Consider the following 21,732-nt stretch of genomic DNA (forward strand, 5'->3'; position numbering starts at 1 on the left):
TGCACAATTAAGGAAGAAATTATTTTTTTAGAAAAACAATTTCCTAAAACATATTTTTGACTAGTAATATAAAATTGATAGTGATTATGGCGAACACTGTTCGCGGCTACGGAACAAATTCTAAATTTCTCAGCAATCACTGAGAAATGTCCACATAGTAAATGAATAATCCATAAACATTTACTTTATGATGGAGTTCTAAATGGACTTCTTTTTTTACTACACAATAATTTTAAAGAATAACTCTATTTTGTAGAAGATAAAATTGTAAAGGTATTTAAAATACTGGATTTTAATAATATAATAAATATTGTTGTATTTAATTATTCATATATTTTTAAATTTAATTAATTATTTATATAATAAATTCTCATATATCTTATAAGGTATGTTATTTAAGATATATGATGATAAAACTAAGGAGGAGAATATGAAAAAGATACATGGCATACTTTATATTGTATTATCAGCAATAGCCTTTGGAATAATGCCTATACTTGCTAAATTAGCTTATAGTGGAGGAGCAAGTGTACAAACGACCTTATTTCTGAGGTTTTCCTTTGCAACTTTAATGTTATTTTGTTATATAAAAAGCAAGAATATATCTTTAAAGCTTGAAAAAAAACAATATGCACTTTTAATATTTTTAGGGGTAGCTGGGTATTCTTTAACATCGACGATGTTATTTTTATCTTATAATTATATATCTGTAGGTATGGCTACAATGATAATACATAGTTATCCAGCAATAGTTACTTTTTTATCTTTTGTATTTTATGGGGAGAAGTTAAGTTTGAAAAAAATACTCTGTCTTATACTTTGTATTTTAGGGATATTTATAATGGTAGATTTAGGAGTAGCTAATTATGATATAAAAGGAATTTTACTAGCCTTAATAGCTGCTATAGGATATTCTTTTTATGTATTAGGAGCCTCTCATAAATACATTAAATCAACAAATAATTATGTTATTACTTTTTACATATCACTAGTATCTGCTATAAGCATATTAGCTTTGGGACTTCCAACTCAAACTATTAATTTAAATATAAAGTTCTATAGCTTAGTAGCCATACTGTTATTAGCATTTATATCTACAGTTATAGGCCTTATAGCATTTTTACAGGGTGTTAAAATCATCGGTCCTTCTAATGCTTCTATATTTGGAACACTAGAACCTATTGTTACCTTAGTATTAGGAATACTGATATTGGGAGAAGGAGTAGATTTTAAAACTACTTTAGGAAGCATACTGATAATTATATCTATGATTATATTAGCAAAAGAATAATTTAAATAAAATCAATAATGGCTCACTATATTTTAATATTTTGAAATATAGTCAGCTATTTTATTTATATATTAATTGATCCTTCTAGTGCAGTTATATTTGGTACTTTAGAACTTATGTTAGTTTAATATTAGGTGAAGCGCTAGCTTTCAAAACTATACTAGAAAGATTTATTATAATAATATTTATAGAGAATGGGAAGATTAAATTAAGTGTAAAATTTATTTAAAAACTACTAAGGTATTAAGAATAAAATTTTTACTATAACTCTTTATATTTATTATTTTTAACTACTGTAATTTTGCCACAACATTATTACTTTGTCATGGTAAAGCAATAATATATTAAAAATATTCAGAATATTTTATTTCGTTTATTTTGAAGGTTAAATTAATATTATAAAGAATTATATGTAATAAGAATATTATTTATAAAAAAAAGGGGGCAAATATATGAACAAGGTTATTATAGATGGAAATAGTTTAACACTTCAACAAATAGTAGACGTAGCTAGAAATAATTATCTAGTAGAGCTTAGCGAGGAAGCAAAGGTAAGAGTTAATAAATCTAGAAACATAGTTGATAAAATTGTAGAAGATGACAAGGTTATATATGGAATAACTACAGGCTTTGGAAAATTTTCTGATGTTTCAATTTCAGGGGAAGATTGCAAAGAGCTACAAAGAAATTTAATAATTTCTCATTCTTGCGGTTTTGGAAATAAACTTGAAACAGAATATGTTAGAGGAATTATGCTTTTAAGAGCTAATGCACTTTCAAAAGGATATTCAGGTATTAGATTATCTACATTACAAACATTAGTAGATATGTTAAATAAAAAAGTACATCCTTCAATTCCAGAAAAGGGTTCTTTAGGAGCATCAGGCGATTTAGCACCATTATCTCATATGGTACTTCCTATGCTTGGTGAAGGTGAAGCTGAGTATGAAGGGGAAATACTATCCGGTAAAGAGGCAATGAAAAGAGCTAACATTGAAGTTATTGAGCTTGTAGCAAAAGAAGGTCTAGCACTTATAAATGGAACTCAAGTTATGACATCTGTAGCTTCTATTGGAATTTATGATGCAATAAATCTAATGAAATTAAGCGATATAGCAGCTGCTATGAGCTTAGAAGCACTTAGAGGTATTAAAGATGCCTACGATAAGAGAACTCACTTAATAAGAAGTCATCAAGGGCAAATTATTACTGCAGAAAACATATTAAATTTAGTTGAAGACAGTACATTAGTAACAAGTCAAGGAGAAATAAGAGTACAAGATGCGTATACTTTAAGATGCGTGCCTCAAATACATGGAGCAAGTAAAGATGCAATCAGATATATACAGAGTGTAATAGAAACAGAAATTAATTCTGTTACAGATAATCCAATTGTTACTGAAGAAGGAGATGTAATATCAGGTGGAAATTTCCATGGTCAGCCTATTGCATTGAGCTCTGACTTTTTAGGAATTGCTGTAGCTGAAATGGCTAACATATCAGAAAGAAGACTTGAGAGATTAATAAACTATCAATTGAATGACCTACCAGCATTTTTAGTTAAGCATGGGGGATTAAATTCAGGATTTATGATTACACAATATGCGGCAGCAGCATTAGTTTCAGAGAATAAAATATTAGCTCATCCAGCCAGTGTAGATTCTATACCTTCTTCAGCAAATCAAGAAGATCATGTAAGTATGGGAACTATAGCTGCAAGAAAAGCAAGAGATATAATAAAAAATACTCAAAGGGTTTTAGCAACAGAACTTTTAGCTGCTTGTCAAGCAATAGACTTTAGAGAAGGATTTACTTTAGGTAAAGGAACTAAAGAATGTTATGAGGCAGTTAGAGAAGTTGCAAACTTTATTGATAAAGACGTTGTTATGTATAAAGAATTAGATAAAGTTTTAGAGATTATTGTTGATAATACAATATTAGATAAGGTTGAAAAAGTAGTAAAAATAAATTATTAAAATACTATTCATTACATAGGGAGGGAGATTTTTATGGCAAGAATTATTGAGTGTATTCCTAACTTTAGTGAAGGAAGAGATAAAGAAAAAATAGAAAAGATTATGGATACTGTAAGAGGAGTAGAAGGGGTAAAATTATTAGATTACTCTAGTGATACAGATCATAATAGAACTGTTGTTACACTAGTAGGTGAACCAACAGCGGTAGAAAATGCTATTATTAACATGGCAGAGAAAGTTTATGGACTTATAGATATGAGTGTTCATCATGGCGGACATCCTAGAATGGGTGCTCTAGATGTAGTACCATTTGTACCTATTAGTGATATATCAATGGATGAATGTGTGGAAATAGCTAATAGAGTAGGTAAAGTTATAGGAGAAAAATTCTCAATACCTGTTTATTTATATGAAAAAGCAGCATCTGCTCCACATAGAGAGAATCTAGCCACTGTTAGAAAGGGACAATATGAAGGATTCTTTGAAAAGATTAAAGAAGAAAATTGGAAACCAGATTATGGTCCAAGTGAAGTAAATGTTAAGGGTGGATGTGTTGCAATATCTGCTAGACAGCCTTTAGTAGCTTTCAATGTAAATTTAGGTACAGATAATTTAGAAATTGCAGATAAAATTGCTAAAACTATAAGACATTTAGGTGGAGGACTAAGATTCGTTAAAGCTATGGGAGTTATGCTTGAAGAAAGAAATATAGCACAGGTTTCAATGAATTTAGTTAACTATGAAAAAACAGCAGTTTATAGAGCTTTTGAAATGGTTAAGATGGAAGCAAAACGCTATGGAGTACCAGTAGTAGGTAGTGAGGTTATTGGACTTTTACCTATGGCTGCATTAATTAATAGTGCAGAATACTATTTACAAATAGAAAACTTCTCTATGGATCAAATATTGGAAAAAAGAGTAAGTGAATAAAAGTTAAAGAGGGAGGTACTTCATGTCAATCATAATAAAAAATATTGACTGTTTAGTAACTTGTGAAGGTAGCTATAAAAAAACTAAAGAAGAAATGAAAGACGCCAAAATCATAAATAATGGTTATGTTGTCATTAATAATGATATAATAACTGAGGTTGGAACTGGAGATGGATATAATAAATATTTATCAGAAAACTGCACCATTATTGATGGAAAAGGTAAGACTGTAACTCCAGGACTTGTAGATCCACATACTCATTTAGTGTATTCAGGATCAAGAGAAAGAGAACTTCCGCTTAAATTAAACAAGGTAGGATATATTGAAATATTAAACAGTGGTGGTGGTATATTAAGTACTGTTGATAGTACTAGGAGAGCTTCTTTTGAACAGTTGGTAGAAGAGAGTAAAGCTAGATTAGATATAATGTTAAATCATGGGACTACTACTGTTGAAAGTAAATCAGGATATGGATTAGATTTAGAAACAGAAGCTAAGATTTTAAATGTAAATAAAGAGCTTAATAAAATTCATCCTGTGGATATAGTATCAACTTTTATGGGTGCTCATGCTATTCCTAAAGAATACGTAGATAAAAGAGCTGAGTTTATAAAAGTAATTAAAGACATGATTCCATATATTAAGGAAAATAATTTAGCAGAATTCATAGATTGTTTCTGTGAGGAGGGCGTATTTACTACAGAAGAGTGTAGGGAAATACTTTCACTAGGAAGAGAGCATGGATTAATTCCTAAAATTCATGCAGATGAAGTAGAATCTGTAGGGGGAGCTGAACTTGCAGGAGAAATAAAAGCAATCTCTGCAGAGCATCTAATTGCTGCAAGTGATGAAGGAATAAAAGCACTAGCTGATAATGGAGTAGTAGCAGTACTACTTCCATCAACTGCCTTTTATTTAATGCTTGGAAGATTTGCAAGGGCAAGAGAAATGATAGATAAAGGCGTTTGTGTAGCATTGGCTACGGATTGTAATCCTGGTACATCACCAACAGAATCTATGCAGACTGTAATGACGTTTGCTTCTTTTGGAATGAGAATGTTCCCAGAAGAAATTATAAATGCTATGACTATAAATTCAGCAGCTTCTATGAACCGTGAAAAAGAAATAGGAAGCATTGAAGTAGGAAAAAAAGCTGATATAGTCATGTTTAATGCTAAAAATTTAAATTATTTAATATATCATTTTGGAATAAACTCTGTATATAAGGTCATTAAAAATGGTAATATTGTAGTGGGAAACTAATATAGGAGTGTGATATATATGTTAGAAAAGAAAACAGTCAAAGAATTTGTAGAAGAATTAGCGTCATCATCACCAGCACCAGGAGGTGGAAGTGTATCTGCAATTTCAGCGTCATTAGCGTCAGCATTAACTTCTATGGTATGCAATTTAACTGTAGGTAAAAAGGCTTATAATGAACTTGAAGAGGATAAAAAAGCATCTATAGATGAAACATTAAAGGCCTCTGAAGAATTAAAATTTAAATTCTTAGATTTAATGAATGAAGATACAAAGGTATTTTTAGAACTTATGGAAGCTTTCAAGATGCCTAAGGACAGTGAAGAGGAAAAGAAAGTTAGAAGTGAAAAAATACAATTAGGTTATAAGAAATCATTAGAAGTACCGCTATCAACTGCTAAGGCAGCTTTTGACCTATATAAATATATATTAATAGCTGCACAATATGGAAATAAGAATGCAATTTCTGATGCAGGAGTTGCTGCTCTTATGACTCAAAGTGCTATTGAAGCAGCTATATTAAATGTAAAAATTAATATGTCATCAATAAAAGATGAAGAATATAAAAATGGTATAGGAAAAGATATTGAAAATATAAGTAGTGAAGGTACTAGACTAAGAGAAGAAATATTGAAAATAGTTAATAGCAAAATATAATGGAATATGCCAAAACGCATTAAGTGTTTTGGCATATTTTTTCTTGAGAGAAATAATTATACTTATAATCTTAATGTGACGAAGAAAAATCTATATAAGTAATTATTACATGTACTATTCCAAAAATTGCTGTTGGTACAATAGCAGGGAAGTTGTGAAGCCAAATTTCTGCCAAAATAAAATATACAACAGGAAAAATTGCCATGCAAATAAGTACTATCAGATTTTTGTTGCCTGCAAATAATAGAATCCAAAGTACATAATAAGATAATAGGAATATTGCCATACCTATTACATAGTTACTTTGTATATATACATATCTATTAGTTATCATAAAAATTAAGAGTGCAATATAAATTAACTGACTTCCATGCTCTATTGCGTCTAATATCAAATGACTGCTTTCTGCCTTTCTTGATGATATTGCATTTGGAAACATAAAGTAGAAAATATTAGGTATCATAGGCAATAAAACAATAAGAAAGCCTTTCCATGAAAAGCCAAAAGAATAATTCATATCAATTCCCCCAATTTGCTCAATATAAATAATCTTACATCCTAATATATGGATTTAATTAAATTATAGTATACTTTAAAAACATATCAAATTTCAACATTAAATTAAAGCAAAGCCAAATAAAATATATTAATCAACTCTAAATAGATATTTTTTTATATGACTAAATATATAATATAAAAAAATATTATAAAGAAAATGCTATAAATTTGTCCATTACAGTAAAAATATGGTTTAAGTAAAAATTTTTATATGATATACTAAAATAAACAATTAAAATTAATTTTTAAAGGGGGGGAAGTGTGGTGGAGGTTCTTAGGAAAAAAGTAAAAGAGCTATATACTTTATTGTTAAACCCTATAGATGCAATGTTTAAATTGATTGCAATTGAGGCTTTTAAAAAAGAGTTTAAAATACAAGATAATAAACCTATAGGTGAATACTATTATGACTCATTGAAGACTAATAAGGAGAAAGGAATAGTATATACTCCTTATCCAATAGCTAAGTATATTATAGAGAATACAATTACTAGCGTGGATATAATTAATAATCCATTTATAAAGATCATTGATCCAGCTTGTGGTGCAGGAAATTTATTAATTCCTTGTTTTTTACACCTTGTAAATCTTTACAAAGAAAATCTTAAAGAAATAAATATGAAAAATAAACTAAAGCTTAAGGAAGAAGATATAAACAATCATATTATAAAAAATAATATTTATGGCTTTGATATTGATACAATAGCTATTCAAATCCTTCAAATTGATTTATTTTATCATAGTAATTCCAATATTAGTTGCAACTTTATTAATGAAGATTTTCTTTTATGGAAAGAGGATAATAAATTTGATATTTTTATAGGAAATCCCCCTTATGTTGGACCAAAATTTATAGATAAAGATTATTCAATAGTGTTAAAAGAAAAATTTAAGGAAATTTACAAAGATAAAAGTGATTTGTCCTATTGCTTTTTTAAAAAGGCATTGGACACTTTAAATAATAAGGGGCGAATTTCATTTATAACTTCTAGATATTTTTTAGAATCTTCTAGTGGTAAGGAACTTAGAAAAACATTAAATGAAAATACTCACATTAAAAAAATTATCGATTTTTATGGAATACGACCTTTTAAGGGAGTTGGAATTGATCCAGTTATAATATTTATGGAAAAGCATAAAGGGAGTTTTGGCGAAGTTGAAGTGATAAAGCCGTTATCTGACAAAGGTAGGAAAGATGATAGATTTTATAGTTCTTTATTTCTAAATGAAGGAGAAGATTATAATAGGTTTTATATTAAACAATCTACCTTGCAAGGAGAACGATGGATACTTAGAAGTTATGAGGTTAAGAATATTATAAAGAAAATTGAAAATAAATGTAGTGTGAAACTAATAGATATTTGTACAAGTCATCAAGGAATTATTACAGGATGTGACAAAGCTTTTGTTGTAAGAAATGAAATAATCGAGGATGAAAATTTAGAAAAAGAACTTTTAAAACCATGGATAAAAAGTAGTTTTATAAAGCAAAACCAGGTTAATAGACAAAATTCTTTTATAATTTACTCAGATTTAATTGAAGATGAAGATAAGTATCCTAATTGCATGAAGCATATATCACCTTATAAAGAAAAACTTAGTAGTAGAAGAGAGTGCTTAAGAGGTGTACGAAAATGGTATCACCTCCAATGGGGGAGAAATAAAGAAATATTTGATGACTATAAAATAATATTTCCTTTTAAGGCTTCCAGTAATAAGTTTTCTTTAGATTTTGGTAGTTATTTTAGTGCAGACGTATATGCATTAAAGTTAAAAGAAAAAAGCGAATTTACCTATGAATTTTTATTATTTATATTAAATAGTAAAATCTATGAGTTTTATTTTAAAACTTTTGCTAAAAAATTAGGAGAGGATTTATATGAATACTATCCTAATAATCTTATGAAATTATTGATTCCTCCAATAAATGAAATATCTATTCATTGTGAAGAAGAATTATATAAATATTTTTTACTTACAGCAAAGGAAATAGAATTAATAAACCAATCAGTATAATAAAATCCTATGTGCTTTAAGTAGCACATAGGATTTTTAAAAAGAAGTAAATTATTATAACATTAATCTATCATCCAATAAATTATAAAATTTTGAAATAAAAAACAAAGCTAAAATATATAGCAGATTTTATATAAAATAATTTTCGAGCATGACCCTTTTGTAGATGGAAAAGCGCTTCTATTAGTGAATTTTAGCACTTTTATAATTAGAATATTTGGTAATATACTCCGAAAAATAACTTGCTTTACATCACTAATTTAAAATAAATATGGAATAATTGTTAATTCTTGCAGGAAAATAATGTAATTAATAGAATATTTATGTTATAATGTTTTAGAAATAATATGATAATTAAAATCATATACTGATAGTTTAACTTAAAGTAATATTTTACAGAGTATTGATTAAAATGATTTGTAATTTATTATCAAATAATTAATTATTAGTTTAAATATATGGAGGGATGTAGATGATATTAAAGTTTGACAATATAGAAGATAAGTTAATTGTAGAGCTTATGGGAGAGTTAGATCATCATAACGCTTCAGAGGTGAGAAATAAAATTGATGATATGCTAGATAGAGATAACATCAATAAGCTTATAATGAATTTTTCTGGAGTATCTTTTATGGATAGCTCCGGTATAGGTGCTGTAATAGGAAGATATAAAAAGCTTTCTATGAAAGGTGGAAAGCTTTGTATTACCAATTTAAAACCATCAGTAAAAAGAGTTTTTGAATTATCAGGATTATTTAAAATTATTGATATTTATGATGATGTGGAGCAAGGGATAAAAAGCGTTTAGTGGAGGTATTAATATGTATCATAACAAAATGAAAATTGAAATTTTGAGTAAATCTGAAAATGAAAGTTTTGCAAGAGTAGTTGTATCAGCCTTTGCAGCACAGTTAGACCCAACTATTGAAGAAATAACAGATATAAAGACCGCTATTTCAGAAGCAGTTACTAATGCAATTATTCATGGATATGAAGACGATGGAGATAAAATAGTTACATTAGAGGCTGCTATAGATGATAATGAGCTTACAGTTATGGTTAGTGATGAAGGCAAAGGTATTGAAAATTTAGAGATGGCAAGAGAGCCACTATATACTTCAAGACCAGATTTAGAAAGATCAGGTATGGGATTTACAGTAATGGAGACTTTCATGGATGGTTTAGAGGTTATATCAGAGAAGGGTAAGGGTACTACAGTAATTATGAAAAAGACCTTTAATTCCTTAAGATAGGTGAATAATATGAGTGATAAAACACAGAAAGCTAATAGCTATAATTACGATGATAATATGCAACTTATAAAGCTTGCAAAAGAAGGAGATAAAATAGCTTTAGATAATCTAGTAGAAATGAATTTACCTTTGGTGTCATCCCTTAGTAAAAAATTTTTAAATAGAGGATATGAGTATGATGATATATTTCAAATAGGATGTATAGGTCTAGTAAAGGCTATAAACAATTTTGATGAAAGCTTTAATGTGAAATTTTCAACCTATGCAGTACCTATGATTGTAGGTGAAATAAAAAGATTTTTAAGAGATGATGGTATAATAAAGGTGAGCAGAAGTATAAAAAATACTGCTAGAAAGCTGCATTATGATAGGGACACACTTACTAAAAAGTTAGGGCGTGAACCTACCATTGAAGAATTATCTAAATTTTCAGAAATAGATAAAGAGGATATCATTACAGCTTTAGAGTCTTCAAATAGTATGCAATATTTATATGATACCATCCACCATGATGATGGCGCACCTGTGCTTTTGATAGATAAATTAAGCGAAGATTATGAAGAAGATACAGAAGTTATAGATAGACTTGCCTTAAAGGAAGCACTAACAAAGTTAGATTTAAAATCTCGCCAAATTATAATGCTTAGGTATTTTAAAGATAAAACTCAAATACAAGTAGCTAAAATGATGGGAATAAGCCAAGTACAAGTATCTAGAATTGAGAAAAAAGTATTAAAACTGATGAGAGAGAAATTAAGTGGTTAAAGATAAGATGTATTATCATCTTATCTTTTTTTCATAAAATAATATGAATTGGAAATAATATTTATTGTGATATATTTTAGTAATTCAAAGAAGGTGACAACAGTTAAAAACATTCATAAAAAATTATAAGAATTTTCTATAATCATTTATTTAAAATTATAATTTTTCATTAAAATTTATATTCTTAAAGATTTTTTATCTATTATAAAATAATTATTAAAAATATGAAGAAAGGAGAATGTTGACATGTCACAAATCAAATGCGCAAAAATATTTGTGACTATGTAAGGAAATTACCCTTTATAACTAACTATATACTAAAGCTAGTATATGAAAAAATTATAGTAGAAAATAATAAAATAGGTAGGGTATAACCTTATAGAATTTGTCAACGGTGAAGTAATGAAAGCAAAGGAAAAAAAAATAGTAAGTAGATTTTATGATATTTATGAAAAAGCTATTCCAAAACCTAAGTTATTAAGAAACTGTTTTCGTGCATTTTGGACTGGAGGACTTATATGTGTTATAGGCCAATTCATACAAAATATGCTTACTAGATGGGGATTTGTCACAGAACAAATACCAGGCTATGTATCAGTTATTCTAATATTTATAGGAGCATTTTTAACCGGTATAGGAGTATATGATAAAATAGGAGATTATGCAGGAGCAGGATCAGTAGTGCCAATTACAGGTTTTGCAAATTCAATTGTATCTCCTGCTATAGAGTTCAAAAAAGAAGGATTTGTATTTGGAGTTGCTGCAAAAATGTTTACAGTTGCTGGACCAGTTTTGGTTTATGGTATAGGTTCTTCTGTTATTTTAGGATTATTATATTATATTTTTAGGTGGTGATTTCAATGGCTGTTAGAATGGGAACACAAACTGTAAGTCTTGATAGCAAACCAAGAATAATTAGTGCTTACAATGTAGTTGGTCCAAAAGAGGGAGATGGGCCTCTAAAGGATTATTTTGATCAAATTTTGAAAGATGATATGTTTGGATGTGATACATTCGAAAAGGCGGAAAGTAAGATTCATTATACTGCTGTATCATCTTGTATTGAAAGAGCAAATTTAAAAGAAAGTGATATAAATTATATGTTTAGTGGAGATTTGCTAAATCAATTATTTTCATCTGGTTTTATGGCTAGGGACTTAGATATACCTTTTATGGGCATTTATGGAGCTTGCTCGAATATGACACTATCAATGAGTGTAGCTGCGATGTCTATAGAATCAGGCTGCGCAGATTACTCTATAGCATCAACTTCCTCCCACTTTTCTTCAGCAGAAAGGCAGTTTAGATTGCCTCTTGAAATGGGAAGCCAGAGAGCGCCAGTTTCACAGTGGACTGTTACAGGAGCAGGTGCCATGATTATTAGTAAAAATGATGACAAAAGTAAGCCATATATAACTCATATAACTACAGGGAAAGTTAAAGATTATGGAATTACAGATCCAAATGAAATGGGAGCAGCTATGGCACCGGCAGCAGTGGATACATTGAAGCAACACTTTATAGATACAGGCAGAAACCCAAATTATTATGATCTTATAGTTACAGGTGATTTAGGTAAGATAGGGAAAAAAATCACACAAGAATTACTTTTAGAATATGGTTACGATATTAGCTCAAACTATATTGATTGCGGTGATGAAATTTTTGATTCCGAAAGGCAAAATACTTACTCTGGTGGGAGTGGATGTGCTTCTTCTGGTGCAGTTATGACTGGATACATATATAGAAATATGCTTACAGGTAAATTTAAAAAAGTATTATTAATTTCTACAGGCGCACTTTTAAGCTCCACTTCTCCATTACAAGGTGAAACAATACCGGGAGTTGCTCATGCAGTGGCTGTAGAGATTGGAGGGGAGTAAATATGAATGATTACATAGCTGCATTTATAGTAGGAGGAATTATATGTGTTATAGGACAAATATTGATGGATACAACTAAGTTAACTCCTGGTAGGATATTGGTTATATTTGTTACAAGTGGTGTAATACTTCAAACATTTAATATATATGAGAAAATAGTTAAAATAGGAAAAGCTGGTGCTACTGTACCACTACCGGGTTTTGGATATTCACTAGCTAAAGGAGTTATTGAGGAGGTCCAAAAGGAAGGATTTGTAGGTATTTTTACAGGAGGAATAAAAGCAACAGCTGGAGGAATAACCGGTGCAATTGTTTTTGGCTATATAATGGCATTATTATTTAATCCTAAAACAAAATAAAAAGTTGGCAAATTAATTTGCCAACTTTTTATTTGTTAAGATTTTATATAATTAGATATATTATCTATAAATTTAGTAAAAGATATATTTTTAAATACACTACCTATAGTTAAAGATTGATGAAAATTCATAGTTTGTAGGTTAGATCTTTGGGGCTCATTATTACTATTTGCATCATTTTCATTAATTTCTTCATCTTTATCCTTATCTTTGTCGCTATCTTTATCCTTATCCTTATCTTTGTCCTTATCTTTATCTTTGTTTTTATCACTATCTTTATCTTTGTCTTTATCTTTATCCTTATCTTTGCCACTATCTATAATGTCATATTTACTTGTGTCTTTTTCTGTTGGTAATACCCATGGAGAATCTTGGAGATAAACTGATGGAGAATAGCTTCTTGTTATAAAGACGCGTCTTTCAATTCTCTCTTTTGGAGTATTTTCAGATGGTAAATAGTATCTTCCATCTGCACCTTTAACAACATCAGCTTCCACATGTACATCGTCTAAGGTTGTCGGTTGAGTACCAGAAATAAACAATTCTGAATAAACTCTGTCACCTCTAGGATCTCTATATGATAGATCTGTTGGAAGCTTACCAGAATCTCTAGATACATCTACATTAATTACACCAGCAGGTCTATCAATTTCTTTGTACGGTAAATCTCTATGAGCAATTGCCATTATTCTTCCCCAAAGAGCAGAAGGATTATCACTATTCATACCTTCAACAGGGGTATAATCGTCATTACCCATCCAAACTGCACAAGAATAATAAGGTGTTAATCCTGTAAATAAAAGATCTCTAGAATCAGAAGATGTACCTGTCTTACCCCTTATTGGCATATTACCAAAATTAGCACTAGGACCAGTACCTATTATAGGTTCTTTAAGCATATCAAACATTATATATGCTGTTTCAGGCGATATAACTTTATTACTTTCAAGTTTCTTTTCTAAAATAGTTTTACCATTTCTATCAACAACTTTTGTGTATAATCTTGGCTTTGTAACTATTCCATTATTTCCAAAAGCACCATAGGCGCTTGATAATGCTAATGGATTAGTTCCAGCTAAAGCACCACCATCCAATTGGCCTAGTGCCATTGCAGCCATGCTACTTTTATCATCATTATCAAGATGAATACCAAACTTAGTACCATATTCTGCTGCCAAATCTAGACCAATGGCATCACCAATTCTAACTGCTACTGTATTAGCAGAAACTCTAATTGAATCCCTCATAGTAACATATCCCCTATACATATCAGGGCTGTTTTTAGTGTCATACGGTGGATTACCATATTTTGAGCCTATTTCTGTTGGAACCGGTGCATCTTCAAAAGCTGATCCAGCAGTTAGTATTTGAGAATCAATTGCTGGCGCATATATTGTAAGAGGTTTTAAACTAGAGCCTGGTGCTCTTAAGAAATTATCAGATGCAGCTCTATTATAAGAGTTTGCAGGCTGATCACCACGTCCACCAATTATACACTTAACTTCCCCACTTTTATAATCCATAATTACAGCAGAAGCTTGAAGGTTAGGATTCATATATGGAGAAATTAATTCGCCATTTTCATCATCAATAACTTTTTGAACCTCATCTTGTAAAGCTTTATCCATTGTAGTGTGAATTCTATAACCACCATACATTAATTCATCATAAGCTTTTTCTTTATTATATCCATAAACAGTCATTAAGTCTTTAGCAACTTCCTCAATAACAGGTCTTGAGAAATATTCATAGTCCATTTTGTTGTTAGATTTTAATGAAAACTTAAATAATAAATTTTCAGCCATTGCTTGATCGTATTCTGCTTGATTTATAGCACCTGTCTCAAGCATTTTTCCTAAAACTGTTTTTGTCCTAGGTGAGTCAAAAGGCACATTTTCTTTATAATTCTTAAATGCATTTGCAAAAGAAACTGAGGGGTTTTGTGCAGCACCAGCTATAAAGGCTGCCTGTTTAATTGTTAAATCACCAACGGATTTACTAAAGTACATCTTAGAAGCAGCTTCGATTCCGTGGGCACTACCGCCTAAGAATATAGTGTTCATATAGGATTCTAATATCTGATTTTTAGTTAATTTATCTTCTAATTTATAAGCTAAGTACATTTCTTGAACTTTTCTTTTAATTGAGGCTCTATTATTTAAAGAGTCCTCTAAAAAATACCTATATTTAACTAATTGCTGAGTTATTGTTGATGCACCTTGTAGACTTCCATCAGATAAACCTAATTTAATTTTTACGTCTGCAACAAAAGCACCACCAAGTCTTCTAAAATCTATACCTTTATGAGAAGCAAAGCGCTCATCTTCAATGCTTATAAAGGCATCTTTTAAAATTTTAGGTACTTTATCTATAGATACAGAAATTCTTTTTTCAGAGGTATTAAATTCATCAATTAATATACCTCTATTATCATATATTGTAGAAGTTTCTTCTACTTCTAGAAATTTTTGAACATCTATTTCAGGAGCAGTTTTTATCATTCCATAGCCCACTCCAGCACCTATTGCAATAGATCCCAATAATGCAATAATAAGTGTTATATATATACCCTTAAATATTTTGGAACGGGTTTTTTTACGAGAACGCTTTTTTTTAGCGTAACCCTTTTTCTTTTCACTCATAAGGTTTCCTCCTTAAGATTCTATTAGACATCTTAAATAAAATAACTATTTAAATATGCTTAGGTTATTTTGTATCAAACAAGAACTCTAGTCTCACTGATACCAGGGGTATCAATAAGATTAATAAAGTATGGTGCAGAATAACTTAACATACTAATTAGTTATTTTTGAAAATGTCTCACTTTAATTATGTTTTTTTGTATTATACCATAATATAAAGAATTAATAAAATCTATAATAAATATTCTTCAAATGAATAATAGTACATATAATTAATTATTACTAATTTGTTACAATGTAAACCATATTTTAGAAAAATATTTTAGGAGATATGAAAAATATGAAAATAAAAGTAAAAATTAAAATAATATCAATTATAGTTTTTATATGTACTGTGCTGATAGCCTTTCTTTATTATTTTAATGAGGTGATAACCCCTAACATTATGGTAATATGTGATGGGGAGATGAGAGCAAAAGCCACAGATATAATTAATAAATCAATTATTGAGGAATATATAAATCAATTTGAATATGATGAAATTATTAATTTTGAGAAAGATTTAGAAGGGAATATAATTCTCTTAAAGGCTGATACTCTTAAAATGAATAAAATTGCTACGGATGTATCTTTAAGAGTACAAAGAGAGTTAAAAGAGATTGGACGAGTAGGTATAGAGTTTCCAATAGGATATGTAACTAAAAACAATTTATTATCTAATTTAGGCCCTAATATTACTGCAACAATGCAACCTGTTGGACATGTGGAAACTAGATACATTTCAGATTTTGAAAGTGCTGGTATTAATCAAACAAGGCACACAATATACGTAGAAGTAAAAGCTAAAATAAAGGTGGTTTTGCCAATAGGGTATAATGAAGTAGAAGTAATTAGTCAATTACCTATAACAGAAACAGTAATTGTAGGAAAAATACCAGAAACTTCTGTGCAACTAGACTTAAATGGCGGGAATTCAAATTAAAATAGCCACTTATAAATAATAATGCACAATGCAAAATTCACAATTCACAATTCACAATTTAGGATGAAATTATTTTTAATTAAAATAATTTCTTTAACTAATATCTTTACTAGCAATGCAATTGCTAGTTATTGTGTGGCGAAAACTATTCGCCACTACAAACTCAATTCAAAATTTCTCAGTGATAACTGAGAAATGTTCATAATTGTGAATTGTGAATTGAATAAAGTTGTGAATTAAAATCTCGTGGGTTTAGTAAAAAAATTATTGTCTAAAGTTTATGAGATAATAGTTTTTGTATTTTAAACTATTTGTGCAAAGTATTAAAATTTGATATATTATCTATATGTAACTAACAACTAAGTTTTGTTCTTAGTTATGTACTTAGGGGGGAAGAAATGGAAAAAATATATATTATGCTTACTTTTACAGGAACAACTCTCTCAAGAGCCATAAGAATATATACTAGAAATGAGTATTCCCATACATCTATAGCTTTAGATCCAGAGTTAAGTGAAATGTATAGTTTTGGAAGAAAAGCACCTAAAAATCCTTTTATAGGAGGATTTATTAAAGAGAAGGTTGATGATGGTGTTTATAAAAGGTTTTGCAATACTAAATGTATAGTTTATTCAATGGATGTTACATTGGAACAGTATGAGAAGGCAAAAGAGATCATTAAAGAGTTTGAAGAAGAGCAGGATAAATATAGATACAATTTTTTAGGTGTTTTAGCAGTAGCTTTTAAAATGTCTTTAGAAAGGAAATATCATTACTTTTGCTCACAATTTGTATCAGAAGTTTTAGAAAGAAGTGGTATATTTAATTTTGAAGGCGAATTTACAATGATTAAGCCAGCAGATATACAAAAATTAGATAAATTAAATATTGTTTATAGAGGACTATTAAGAAATTATATAAATTCTAATGAATTAAATTTTAATAATGATGTGGGTTAAAATTAACTTATGATATAAATATGAAAAGCATGTAAATTTAGGATGCTTTTTATTAAAGGGGAAAAATAACTAGTGTGTTGACTAGTTATTTTTTAGGCCTTTAAATGAAAAAAACTGACAACAACCTAGTATTGTTATCAGTAGAAAAATAATATTAGTTCTCTTCCCAATTGAATACGTATGGAATATTTCTATAATAATCTCCATAATTAAGCCCATATCCAACTACAAATACATCTTCAATCTCAAATCCACAATAATTTGGTGCAATATCTACTTTTCTTCTAGATGGTTTATCTAAAAGAGTACAGCATTTTACAGTATTAGCACCTAGTTCTTTAATATGATTCATAACAAATTCCATAGTAATACCGCTATCAACTATATCATCAACTATTAGTACATCATATCCTTCTATATTATCAGGTACATCATTTACTACCTTAACAGTTCCAGAAGATTGCTCATCATGTCCATAGCTTGATGTAGTCATAAAGCCTATTTTTGTTGGAACTTGAATTTTTCTAACTAAGTCAGCAGCAAATATAAAACTTCCTCTAAGAAGTGAAAGGACATAGAGTTTTTTGCCCTCATAATCTTTAGATATTTCACAGCCTAGTCTCTCTAAAGCTTCATCGATTTGCTCTTTTGAAATTAATACATTTACTTTTTTATTTTCCATAGAAATCACGTCCCTTAAATAATATTTACAATAATGGACATTATCGCGAAAAAGTCCATTAACTTTGTATAGATTAATACTAAGTTTTAATCCATTAAAAAATTTTTTATTATGTTCGTTGCTTTTTTACATGTTTTTATTTACATGAGAATATATTCTCAATGCCTATTCAACATTATGTTCAAGAAATTTAGTGGTAGCCCTAAAATCTACCTAATTAACTGTAAGTTCAGTAGTATAAGCATGACTTAGCTCATCTACTATAATATCATACCTCCTTAATTTAAATAATTGATTTAAATAGATACTGCACGAATCTGTGTTTTTAAATTAAAAAGCCTATTATTTATATTAACAATTTTTTTATCATCTTTCAATTCTTTTAAATACTCATATAGAACTTTTGACATAGATATCACTTAAGATAAATTTTATCTTTTTAAAGCCTAAAATCTATATTAAGATTTTTAATTGTCTTTTTCTTTAGTATTTCCTTATTTTTACTAAATGATTATTTATATATCTATATAAATAAAATTATCTAAAAAATTAATATATAGTCTACCACTTAAATATTTTAATTGGAAAATAATTCTCTGAAAAATAGCCTAAATTCTTGGATATTAAGAATTAGCAAAGAACTATATGGAGCTGTATTAAAAAGTTTTCAAAGATGGTATAGATATAGAAACAAGGAAGGTTATTCTAGGCATAAGTATTTTAGAAGAGGAAAGCATAACAGTAAAAGTAGAATAGGAGGTAGAACTGGTGAAAAAATCGGAAAGTATAAAAGAGCTAGCTTCAGCTTTAAAAGATTTCCAAGCAGAGGTTAAAAATCCTAAAAATGTAGCAAATAATCCATTTTTTAATAGTAAATATGCTCCATTAGATGAAGTTATAAATACAGTTAAAGAACCTTTAAGCAAACATGGTTTATCTTATATACAAATGCCTAATAGTGAAGATGGCAATTTGGTGGCTATAACAACTATGTTATTACATGAGAGTGGAGAGTGGATAGAAAGTGAACCTCTAAAATTAAAGAGTGATAAACCTACAGCACAAGGTTCTGGAAGCTCAATTACATACGCTAGAAGATACCAACTATCAGCTATGCTTGGCATAGCAAGTGAAGATGAGGATGATGGTAGCACTACTACAGTACACACCATATCAGAAGCAAAAGAACCTAATAAAATTACAAAAGAGCAAGCAGAAGAAATAAGGAACTTATCAAAGGAGAAAAAAATATCAGAAGAATATATTTGTAAATTTAGAAAGGTTAATAAATTTGAAGATTTACAAGAAAATGATTGGAAAGCAGCTATGGAGTGGTTAAGAAAGAAATAAAAAACTTAGAACGAGATTGATTATAAAAATATAAATTTAATATTATAGATAAGAACTAAGGCAATAACTTTTACCGGCGTTGTATCGCCAAGCTTAAACTAATTTTATAAGAGGGGAGTGATACTAAATGAATGATAAAAATTTTATAGGAATGGGCCATAACCCTAATCCAAACGTTCCAGATATTCCAGAGGGCTTTGCAATGGCGCTTTTACAAGAGCCTGATGCAAGAGATTCATTCCAAAATTTGAGTGATGAGGAAAAAACAAATGTAATAGGATACATACAAAATAACAATTTAACAGGTACTGACGCAAAAAATAAAATTGATAATGCGATAAAAAATCTAAATAATAACTCAATAGATTTCATAAATATGAGTTAAAGTATTTAAATATATAGAAAAATTCCTACGATAACAATCAGAGGTGACGAGATGGAAAAATGCACAAATGGTCCTGAAATACCACTAGGCTTAGGAATAGCGCTTGAACAACATAACGCAATGGATTCTTTTCTTTCACTATCGCAAGAAGCTCAGCAGCAGATTATTGACAATACTCATAGGATACAATCAAGAAATGAAATGCTAGAGTACGTTCAATCTTTAATAACATCAAAATGATATAAAAAAGACTTACTTTTAGGTCTCAGCACATTATATAGGATTCCACAATGAAAATTTAACCTANNTCACTAAGGGTGAATTTCATCCCATTAACTTACTATACGAAAGGAATAATAACAATGAGTGATAAGAACTTTATAGGATTAGGACACAACCCTAACCCAAACGTCCCTGACATTCCAGAAGGTTTTGGGTCGGCACTTTTTAAAGAACCAGAAGCAAGAAATTACTTTGAGAATTTGAGCGAGATTGAAAAAACAAATGTGATTAGATATATACAAAGCAATAACTTAACAGGTGATGAGGCTAGAAATAAAATTAGCAACGTAATAAAAAGTCTAAAAAATAATACATTAAATTTTATTAATTTAATGTATTAAGTCTTTCTATGTTTATCATTGCCGGTAGAACCAGTTTTTTTAGTTTCAGTCATATGTGTACTATGGAGTTTAAAGAAATGTTGAGTAGATTAACTTATAGTAAAAAGGAATGCATCTATAATATATAATTAGATACATTCCTTTTTTAAGTCATTTTTAAATAAGATGTAAAATTGGTGTGTTTGAATCTTTTAGCATGCGCTTGACATACGAATATCTTAGATTATGTATTGTAATATAATGACCATTTAATCTAAATATATATGTTAATTATTTCTTATATTTATAGCTTAATATCTTTAGCTGATTTAACAATTCATTTGCAAAATCTAATATTTCATCTCCACTCATTGCATTTATATCAAATCCACCAAAACCCATAACTGATGGTTGTTTTAATATGAATTGCATAGCTTCTTCCGCAGTACTAAATTGATCAATATCACATAATTCTTTGTTACCATCATTTTTATTTATACATTTATGTTTAGGAGTAAGAGTATCTTTGGTCATATGGTTGATCTTATTTAAAGAATTCATAGCTGTATCTAATTTTTCCCCTGTATTTAATAAATAATCAGTAGAAACTCGAAAATATTTAGCTATTTTAATCAGTACTTCATAACTTGGTTTACGGGCATTTGTTTCATACATTCCTACCATGGAGGTGCTAACATTTATATTTTTAGCTAATTCTTCTTGTGTAATTTCATTTTCTTTTCTTAATTCTTTAATTTTTTCTCCAATCACATTAATCACCTCGACGAATTTTTATCATTATTAGTATTGTAACCGACAGTGATAAAAATATCAATACAACCAATGGTGATATTCAAAGCTATCAATAGTAAATTAAAGAAAATAGTACCTTAATTACCACTAATAGTTGTAATAACCCTTGTCTGATATCACTATTGGTTGTAAAATATGAATATAGAATTTAGAAAACGGAGAAAGGGCAATAAACATATTGTGGACCATATTACAATATTAAGAAAAGAAGCTGAATTTAATATAGCTAAAGAAGTAGTTGAAGATTTAGATATAAGTAACAGTATGATGTGTAAATTATAAGGAGAATATAAAGAATTAAGCCATTCACCGGCTTTAAAAATGTCAAATGAATTTGATTGTAGCATGAAAGATATTTTTTTACTCTG

The 21,732-nt window shown here is 29.0% G+C and carries 23 protein-coding genes; 19 read left to right on the forward strand and 4 right to left on the reverse strand.

Annotated features, from left to right (window positions below; all coding sequences use genetic code 11):
* Positions 1 to 430 precede the first annotated feature (430 nt).
* From B2W91_RS06395 to B2W91_RS06415, 5 genes are all read left to right on the forward strand, one after another.
* Positions 431 to 1,291, forward strand: a complete 861-nt coding sequence (locus B2W91_RS06395) for a DMT family transporter (RefSeq protein ID WP_291579519.1) — start codon at positions 431 to 433, stop codon at positions 1,289 to 1,291.
* A 452-nt stretch (positions 1,292 to 1,743) separates the two neighbouring features.
* Positions 1,744 to 3,267, forward strand: a complete 1,524-nt coding sequence (gene hutH / locus B2W91_RS06400; RefSeq protein WP_291579521.1) for a histidine ammonia-lyase — start codon at positions 1,744 to 1,746, stop codon at positions 3,265 to 3,267.
* Between the two features lie 33 nt (positions 3,268 to 3,300).
* A complete protein-coding gene (ftcD, locus tag B2W91_RS06405) occupies positions 3,301 to 4,197 on the forward strand; it encodes a glutamate formimidoyltransferase (protein ID WP_291579522.1) in 897 nt (298 codons plus the stop codon).
* A 22-nt stretch (positions 4,198 to 4,219) separates the two neighbouring features.
* Positions 4,220 to 5,461 carry an imidazolonepropionase gene (gene hutI, locus B2W91_RS06410; RefSeq protein WP_291579524.1) on the forward strand — a complete coding sequence of 414 codons (1,242 nt, stop codon included), beginning with the start codon at positions 4,220 to 4,222 and terminating at the stop codon, positions 5,459 to 5,461.
* Positions 5,462 to 5,479: 18 nt separating this feature from the next.
* Positions 5,480 to 6,115, forward strand: coding sequence for a cyclodeaminase/cyclohydrolase family protein (locus B2W91_RS06415; RefSeq protein WP_291579526.1), 636 nt, complete (start codon positions 5,480 to 5,482; stop codon positions 6,113 to 6,115).
* Positions 6,116 to 6,185: 70 nt separating this feature from the next.
* Here B2W91_RS06415 and B2W91_RS06420 read toward each other — a convergent pair whose 3' ends face one another.
* Positions 6,186 to 6,632 (reverse strand): hypothetical protein, encoded by a 447-nt coding sequence (locus tag B2W91_RS06420; protein WP_291579528.1) that lies wholly within the window; start codon positions 6,630 to 6,632, stop codon positions 6,186 to 6,188.
* 305 nt (positions 6,633 to 6,937) lie between these two features.
* On the opposite strand from B2W91_RS06420, the gene B2W91_RS06425 reads away from it, so the two are divergent.
* From B2W91_RS06425 to spoVAE, 7 genes are all read left to right on the forward strand, one after another.
* Entirely contained in the window at positions 6,938 to 8,689 is a 1,752-nt protein-coding gene (locus B2W91_RS06425; RefSeq protein ID WP_291579529.1) for an Eco57I restriction-modification methylase domain-containing protein, read from the forward strand.
* A 472-nt stretch (positions 8,690 to 9,161) separates the two neighbouring features.
* Positions 9,162 to 9,497 (forward strand): anti-sigma F factor antagonist, encoded by a 336-nt coding sequence (gene spoIIAA / locus B2W91_RS06430; RefSeq protein ID WP_039631231.1) that lies wholly within the window; start codon positions 9,162 to 9,164, stop codon positions 9,495 to 9,497.
* A gap of 13 nt (positions 9,498 to 9,510) precedes the next feature.
* Positions 9,511 to 9,942 carry an anti-sigma F factor gene (spoIIAB, locus tag B2W91_RS06435; protein WP_291579530.1) on the forward strand — a complete coding sequence of 144 codons (432 nt, stop codon included), beginning with the start codon at positions 9,511 to 9,513 and terminating at the stop codon, positions 9,940 to 9,942.
* Positions 9,943 to 9,951: 9 nt separating this feature from the next.
* Positions 9,952 to 10,707: an RNA polymerase sporulation sigma factor SigF gene (gene sigF, locus B2W91_RS06440; protein ID WP_291579531.1), complete on the forward strand. Its 756-nt coding sequence runs from the start codon at positions 9,952 to 9,954 to the stop codon at positions 10,705 to 10,707.
* Positions 10,708 to 11,109: 402 nt separating this feature from the next.
* On the forward strand, positions 11,110 to 11,562 hold the full coding sequence (gene spoVAC / locus B2W91_RS06445) for a stage V sporulation protein AC (RefSeq protein WP_291579533.1): 453 nt from the start codon (positions 11,110 to 11,112) through the stop codon (positions 11,560 to 11,562).
* Between the two features lie 5 nt (positions 11,563 to 11,567).
* Entirely contained in the window at positions 11,568 to 12,590 is a 1,023-nt protein-coding gene (gene spoVAD / locus B2W91_RS06450) for a stage V sporulation protein AD (RefSeq protein ID WP_291579535.1), read from the forward strand.
* A 2-nt stretch (positions 12,591 to 12,592) separates the two neighbouring features.
* Positions 12,593 to 12,949: a stage V sporulation protein AE gene (spoVAE, locus tag B2W91_RS06455; RefSeq protein ID WP_291579536.1), complete on the forward strand. Its 357-nt coding sequence runs from the start codon at positions 12,593 to 12,595 to the stop codon at positions 12,947 to 12,949.
* 35 nt (positions 12,950 to 12,984) lie between these two features.
* On the opposite strand, the gene B2W91_RS06460 is transcribed toward spoVAE, so the two are convergent.
* The gene (locus B2W91_RS06460) at positions 12,985 to 15,591 is read right to left on the reverse strand and encodes a transglycosylase domain-containing protein (protein WP_291579537.1); all 2,607 of its coding nucleotides are present in this window, start codon (positions 15,589 to 15,591) and stop codon (positions 12,985 to 12,987) included.
* A 340-nt stretch (positions 15,592 to 15,931) separates the two neighbouring features.
* On the opposite strand from B2W91_RS06460, the gene yunB reads away from it, so the two are divergent.
* Positions 15,932 to 16,573 carry a sporulation protein YunB gene (yunB, locus tag B2W91_RS06465; protein ID WP_291579539.1) on the forward strand — a complete coding sequence of 214 codons (642 nt, stop codon included), beginning with the start codon at positions 15,932 to 15,934 and terminating at the stop codon, positions 16,571 to 16,573.
* A gap of 398 nt (positions 16,574 to 16,971) precedes the next feature.
* Positions 16,972 to 17,532 (forward strand): hypothetical protein, encoded by a 561-nt coding sequence (locus tag B2W91_RS06470; RefSeq protein WP_291579542.1) that lies wholly within the window; start codon positions 16,972 to 16,974, stop codon positions 17,530 to 17,532.
* A 154-nt stretch (positions 17,533 to 17,686) separates the two neighbouring features.
* Here B2W91_RS06470 and hpt read toward each other — a convergent pair whose 3' ends face one another.
* Positions 17,687 to 18,214, reverse strand: coding sequence for a hypoxanthine phosphoribosyltransferase (hpt, locus tag B2W91_RS06475; RefSeq protein ID WP_291579544.1), 528 nt, complete (start codon positions 18,212 to 18,214; stop codon positions 17,687 to 17,689).
* 768 nt (positions 18,215 to 18,982) lie between these two features.
* On the opposite strand from hpt, the gene B2W91_RS06480 reads away from it, so the two are divergent.
* From B2W91_RS06480 to B2W91_RS06495, 4 genes are all read left to right on the forward strand, one after another.
* Positions 18,983 to 19,564: an ERF family protein gene (locus B2W91_RS06480; RefSeq protein ID WP_291579545.1), complete on the forward strand. Its 582-nt coding sequence runs from the start codon at positions 18,983 to 18,985 to the stop codon at positions 19,562 to 19,564.
* Between the two features lie 127 nt (positions 19,565 to 19,691).
* Positions 19,692 to 19,949, forward strand: coding sequence for a hypothetical protein (locus B2W91_RS06485; protein ID WP_291579546.1), 258 nt, complete (start codon positions 19,692 to 19,694; stop codon positions 19,947 to 19,949).
* A gap of 51 nt (positions 19,950 to 20,000) precedes the next feature.
* Positions 20,001 to 20,189 (forward strand): hypothetical protein, encoded by a 189-nt coding sequence (locus tag B2W91_RS06490; RefSeq protein WP_291579547.1) that lies wholly within the window; start codon positions 20,001 to 20,003, stop codon positions 20,187 to 20,189.
* A gap of 122 nt (positions 20,190 to 20,311) precedes the next feature.
* Complete coding sequence (locus tag B2W91_RS06495; protein ID WP_291579548.1) at positions 20,312 to 20,572, forward strand: YdeI/OmpD-associated family protein; 261 nt, start codon at positions 20,312 to 20,314, stop codon at positions 20,570 to 20,572.
* Between the two features lie 270 nt (positions 20,573 to 20,842).
* Here the strand turns inward: B2W91_RS06495 and B2W91_RS06500 are convergent, their stop codons facing one another.
* On the reverse strand, positions 20,843 to 21,322 hold the full coding sequence (locus B2W91_RS06500; protein WP_291579549.1) for a helix-turn-helix domain-containing protein: 480 nt from the start codon (positions 21,320 to 21,322) through the stop codon (positions 20,843 to 20,845).
* A gap of 177 nt (positions 21,323 to 21,499) precedes the next feature.
* On the opposite strand from B2W91_RS06500, the gene B2W91_RS06505 reads away from it, so the two are divergent.
* Positions 21,500 to 21,646, forward strand: a complete 147-nt coding sequence (locus B2W91_RS06505) for a hypothetical protein (RefSeq protein WP_291579550.1) — start codon at positions 21,500 to 21,502, stop codon at positions 21,644 to 21,646.
* Positions 21,647 to 21,732 lie beyond the last annotated feature (86 nt).

The sequence above is a fragment of the Clostridium sp. UBA6640 genome (assembly GCF_002455975.1).
GTDB lineage: Bacteria > Bacillota > Clostridia > Clostridiales > Clostridiaceae > Clostridium_J.

What these genes read in the sequence shown, in the direction of transcription:
- yunB (WP_291579539.1), top strand. Translation starts at nt 15,932, where the DNA reads ATGAAAATAAAAGTAAAAATTAAAATAATATCAATTATAGTTTTTATA.
- spoIIAA (WP_039631231.1), top strand. Translation starts at nt 9,162, where the DNA reads ATGATATTAAAGTTTGACAATATAGAAGATAAGTTAATTGTAGAGCTT.
- hutI (WP_291579524.1), top strand. Translation starts at nt 4,220, where the DNA reads ATGTCAATCATAATAAAAAATATTGACTGTTTAGTAACTTGTGAAGGT.
- spoVAC (WP_291579533.1), top strand. Translation starts at nt 11,110, where the DNA reads ATGAAAGCAAAGGAAAAAAAAATAGTAAGTAGATTTTATGATATTTAT.
- spoVAD (WP_291579535.1), top strand. Translation starts at nt 11,568, where the DNA reads ATGGCTGTTAGAATGGGAACACAAACTGTAAGTCTTGATAGCAAACCA.
- B2W91_RS06495 (WP_291579548.1), top strand. Translation starts at nt 20,312, where the DNA reads ATGAGTGATAAGAACTTTATAGGATTAGGACACAACCCTAACCCAAAC.
- B2W91_RS06415 (WP_291579526.1), top strand. Translation starts at nt 5,480, where the DNA reads ATGTTAGAAAAGAAAACAGTCAAAGAATTTGTAGAAGAATTAGCGTCA.
- B2W91_RS06470 (WP_291579542.1), top strand. Translation starts at nt 16,972, where the DNA reads ATGGAAAAAATATATATTATGCTTACTTTTACAGGAACAACTCTCTCA.
- B2W91_RS06485 (WP_291579546.1), top strand. Translation starts at nt 19,692, where the DNA reads ATGAATGATAAAAATTTTATAGGAATGGGCCATAACCCTAATCCAAAC.
- hpt (WP_291579544.1), bottom strand. Translation starts at nt 18,214, where the DNA reads ATGGAAAATAAAAAAGTAAATGTATTAATTTCAAAAGAGCAAATCGAT.
- spoVAE (WP_291579536.1), top strand. Translation starts at nt 12,593, where the DNA reads ATGAATGATTACATAGCTGCATTTATAGTAGGAGGAATTATATGTGTT.
- B2W91_RS06505 (WP_291579550.1), top strand. Translation starts at nt 21,500, where the DNA reads ATGAATATAGAATTTAGAAAACGGAGAAAGGGCAATAAACATATTGTG.
- sigF (WP_291579531.1), top strand. Translation starts at nt 9,952, where the DNA reads ATGAGTGATAAAACACAGAAAGCTAATAGCTATAATTACGATGATAAT.
- hutH (WP_291579521.1), top strand. Translation starts at nt 1,744, where the DNA reads ATGAACAAGGTTATTATAGATGGAAATAGTTTAACACTTCAACAAATA.
- B2W91_RS06395 (WP_291579519.1), top strand. Translation starts at nt 431, where the DNA reads ATGAAAAAGATACATGGCATACTTTATATTGTATTATCAGCAATAGCC.
- B2W91_RS06490 (WP_291579547.1), top strand. Translation starts at nt 20,001, where the DNA reads ATGGAAAAATGCACAAATGGTCCTGAAATACCACTAGGCTTAGGAATA.
- B2W91_RS06420 (WP_291579528.1), bottom strand. Translation starts at nt 6,632, where the DNA reads ATGAATTATTCTTTTGGCTTTTCATGGAAAGGCTTTCTTATTGTTTTA.
- ftcD (WP_291579522.1), top strand. Translation starts at nt 3,301, where the DNA reads ATGGCAAGAATTATTGAGTGTATTCCTAACTTTAGTGAAGGAAGAGAT.
- B2W91_RS06460 (WP_291579537.1), bottom strand. Translation starts at nt 15,591, where the DNA reads ATGAGTGAAAAGAAAAAGGGTTACGCTAAAAAAAAGCGTTCTCGTAAA.
- spoIIAB (WP_291579530.1), top strand. Translation starts at nt 9,511, where the DNA reads ATGTATCATAACAAAATGAAAATTGAAATTTTGAGTAAATCTGAAAAT.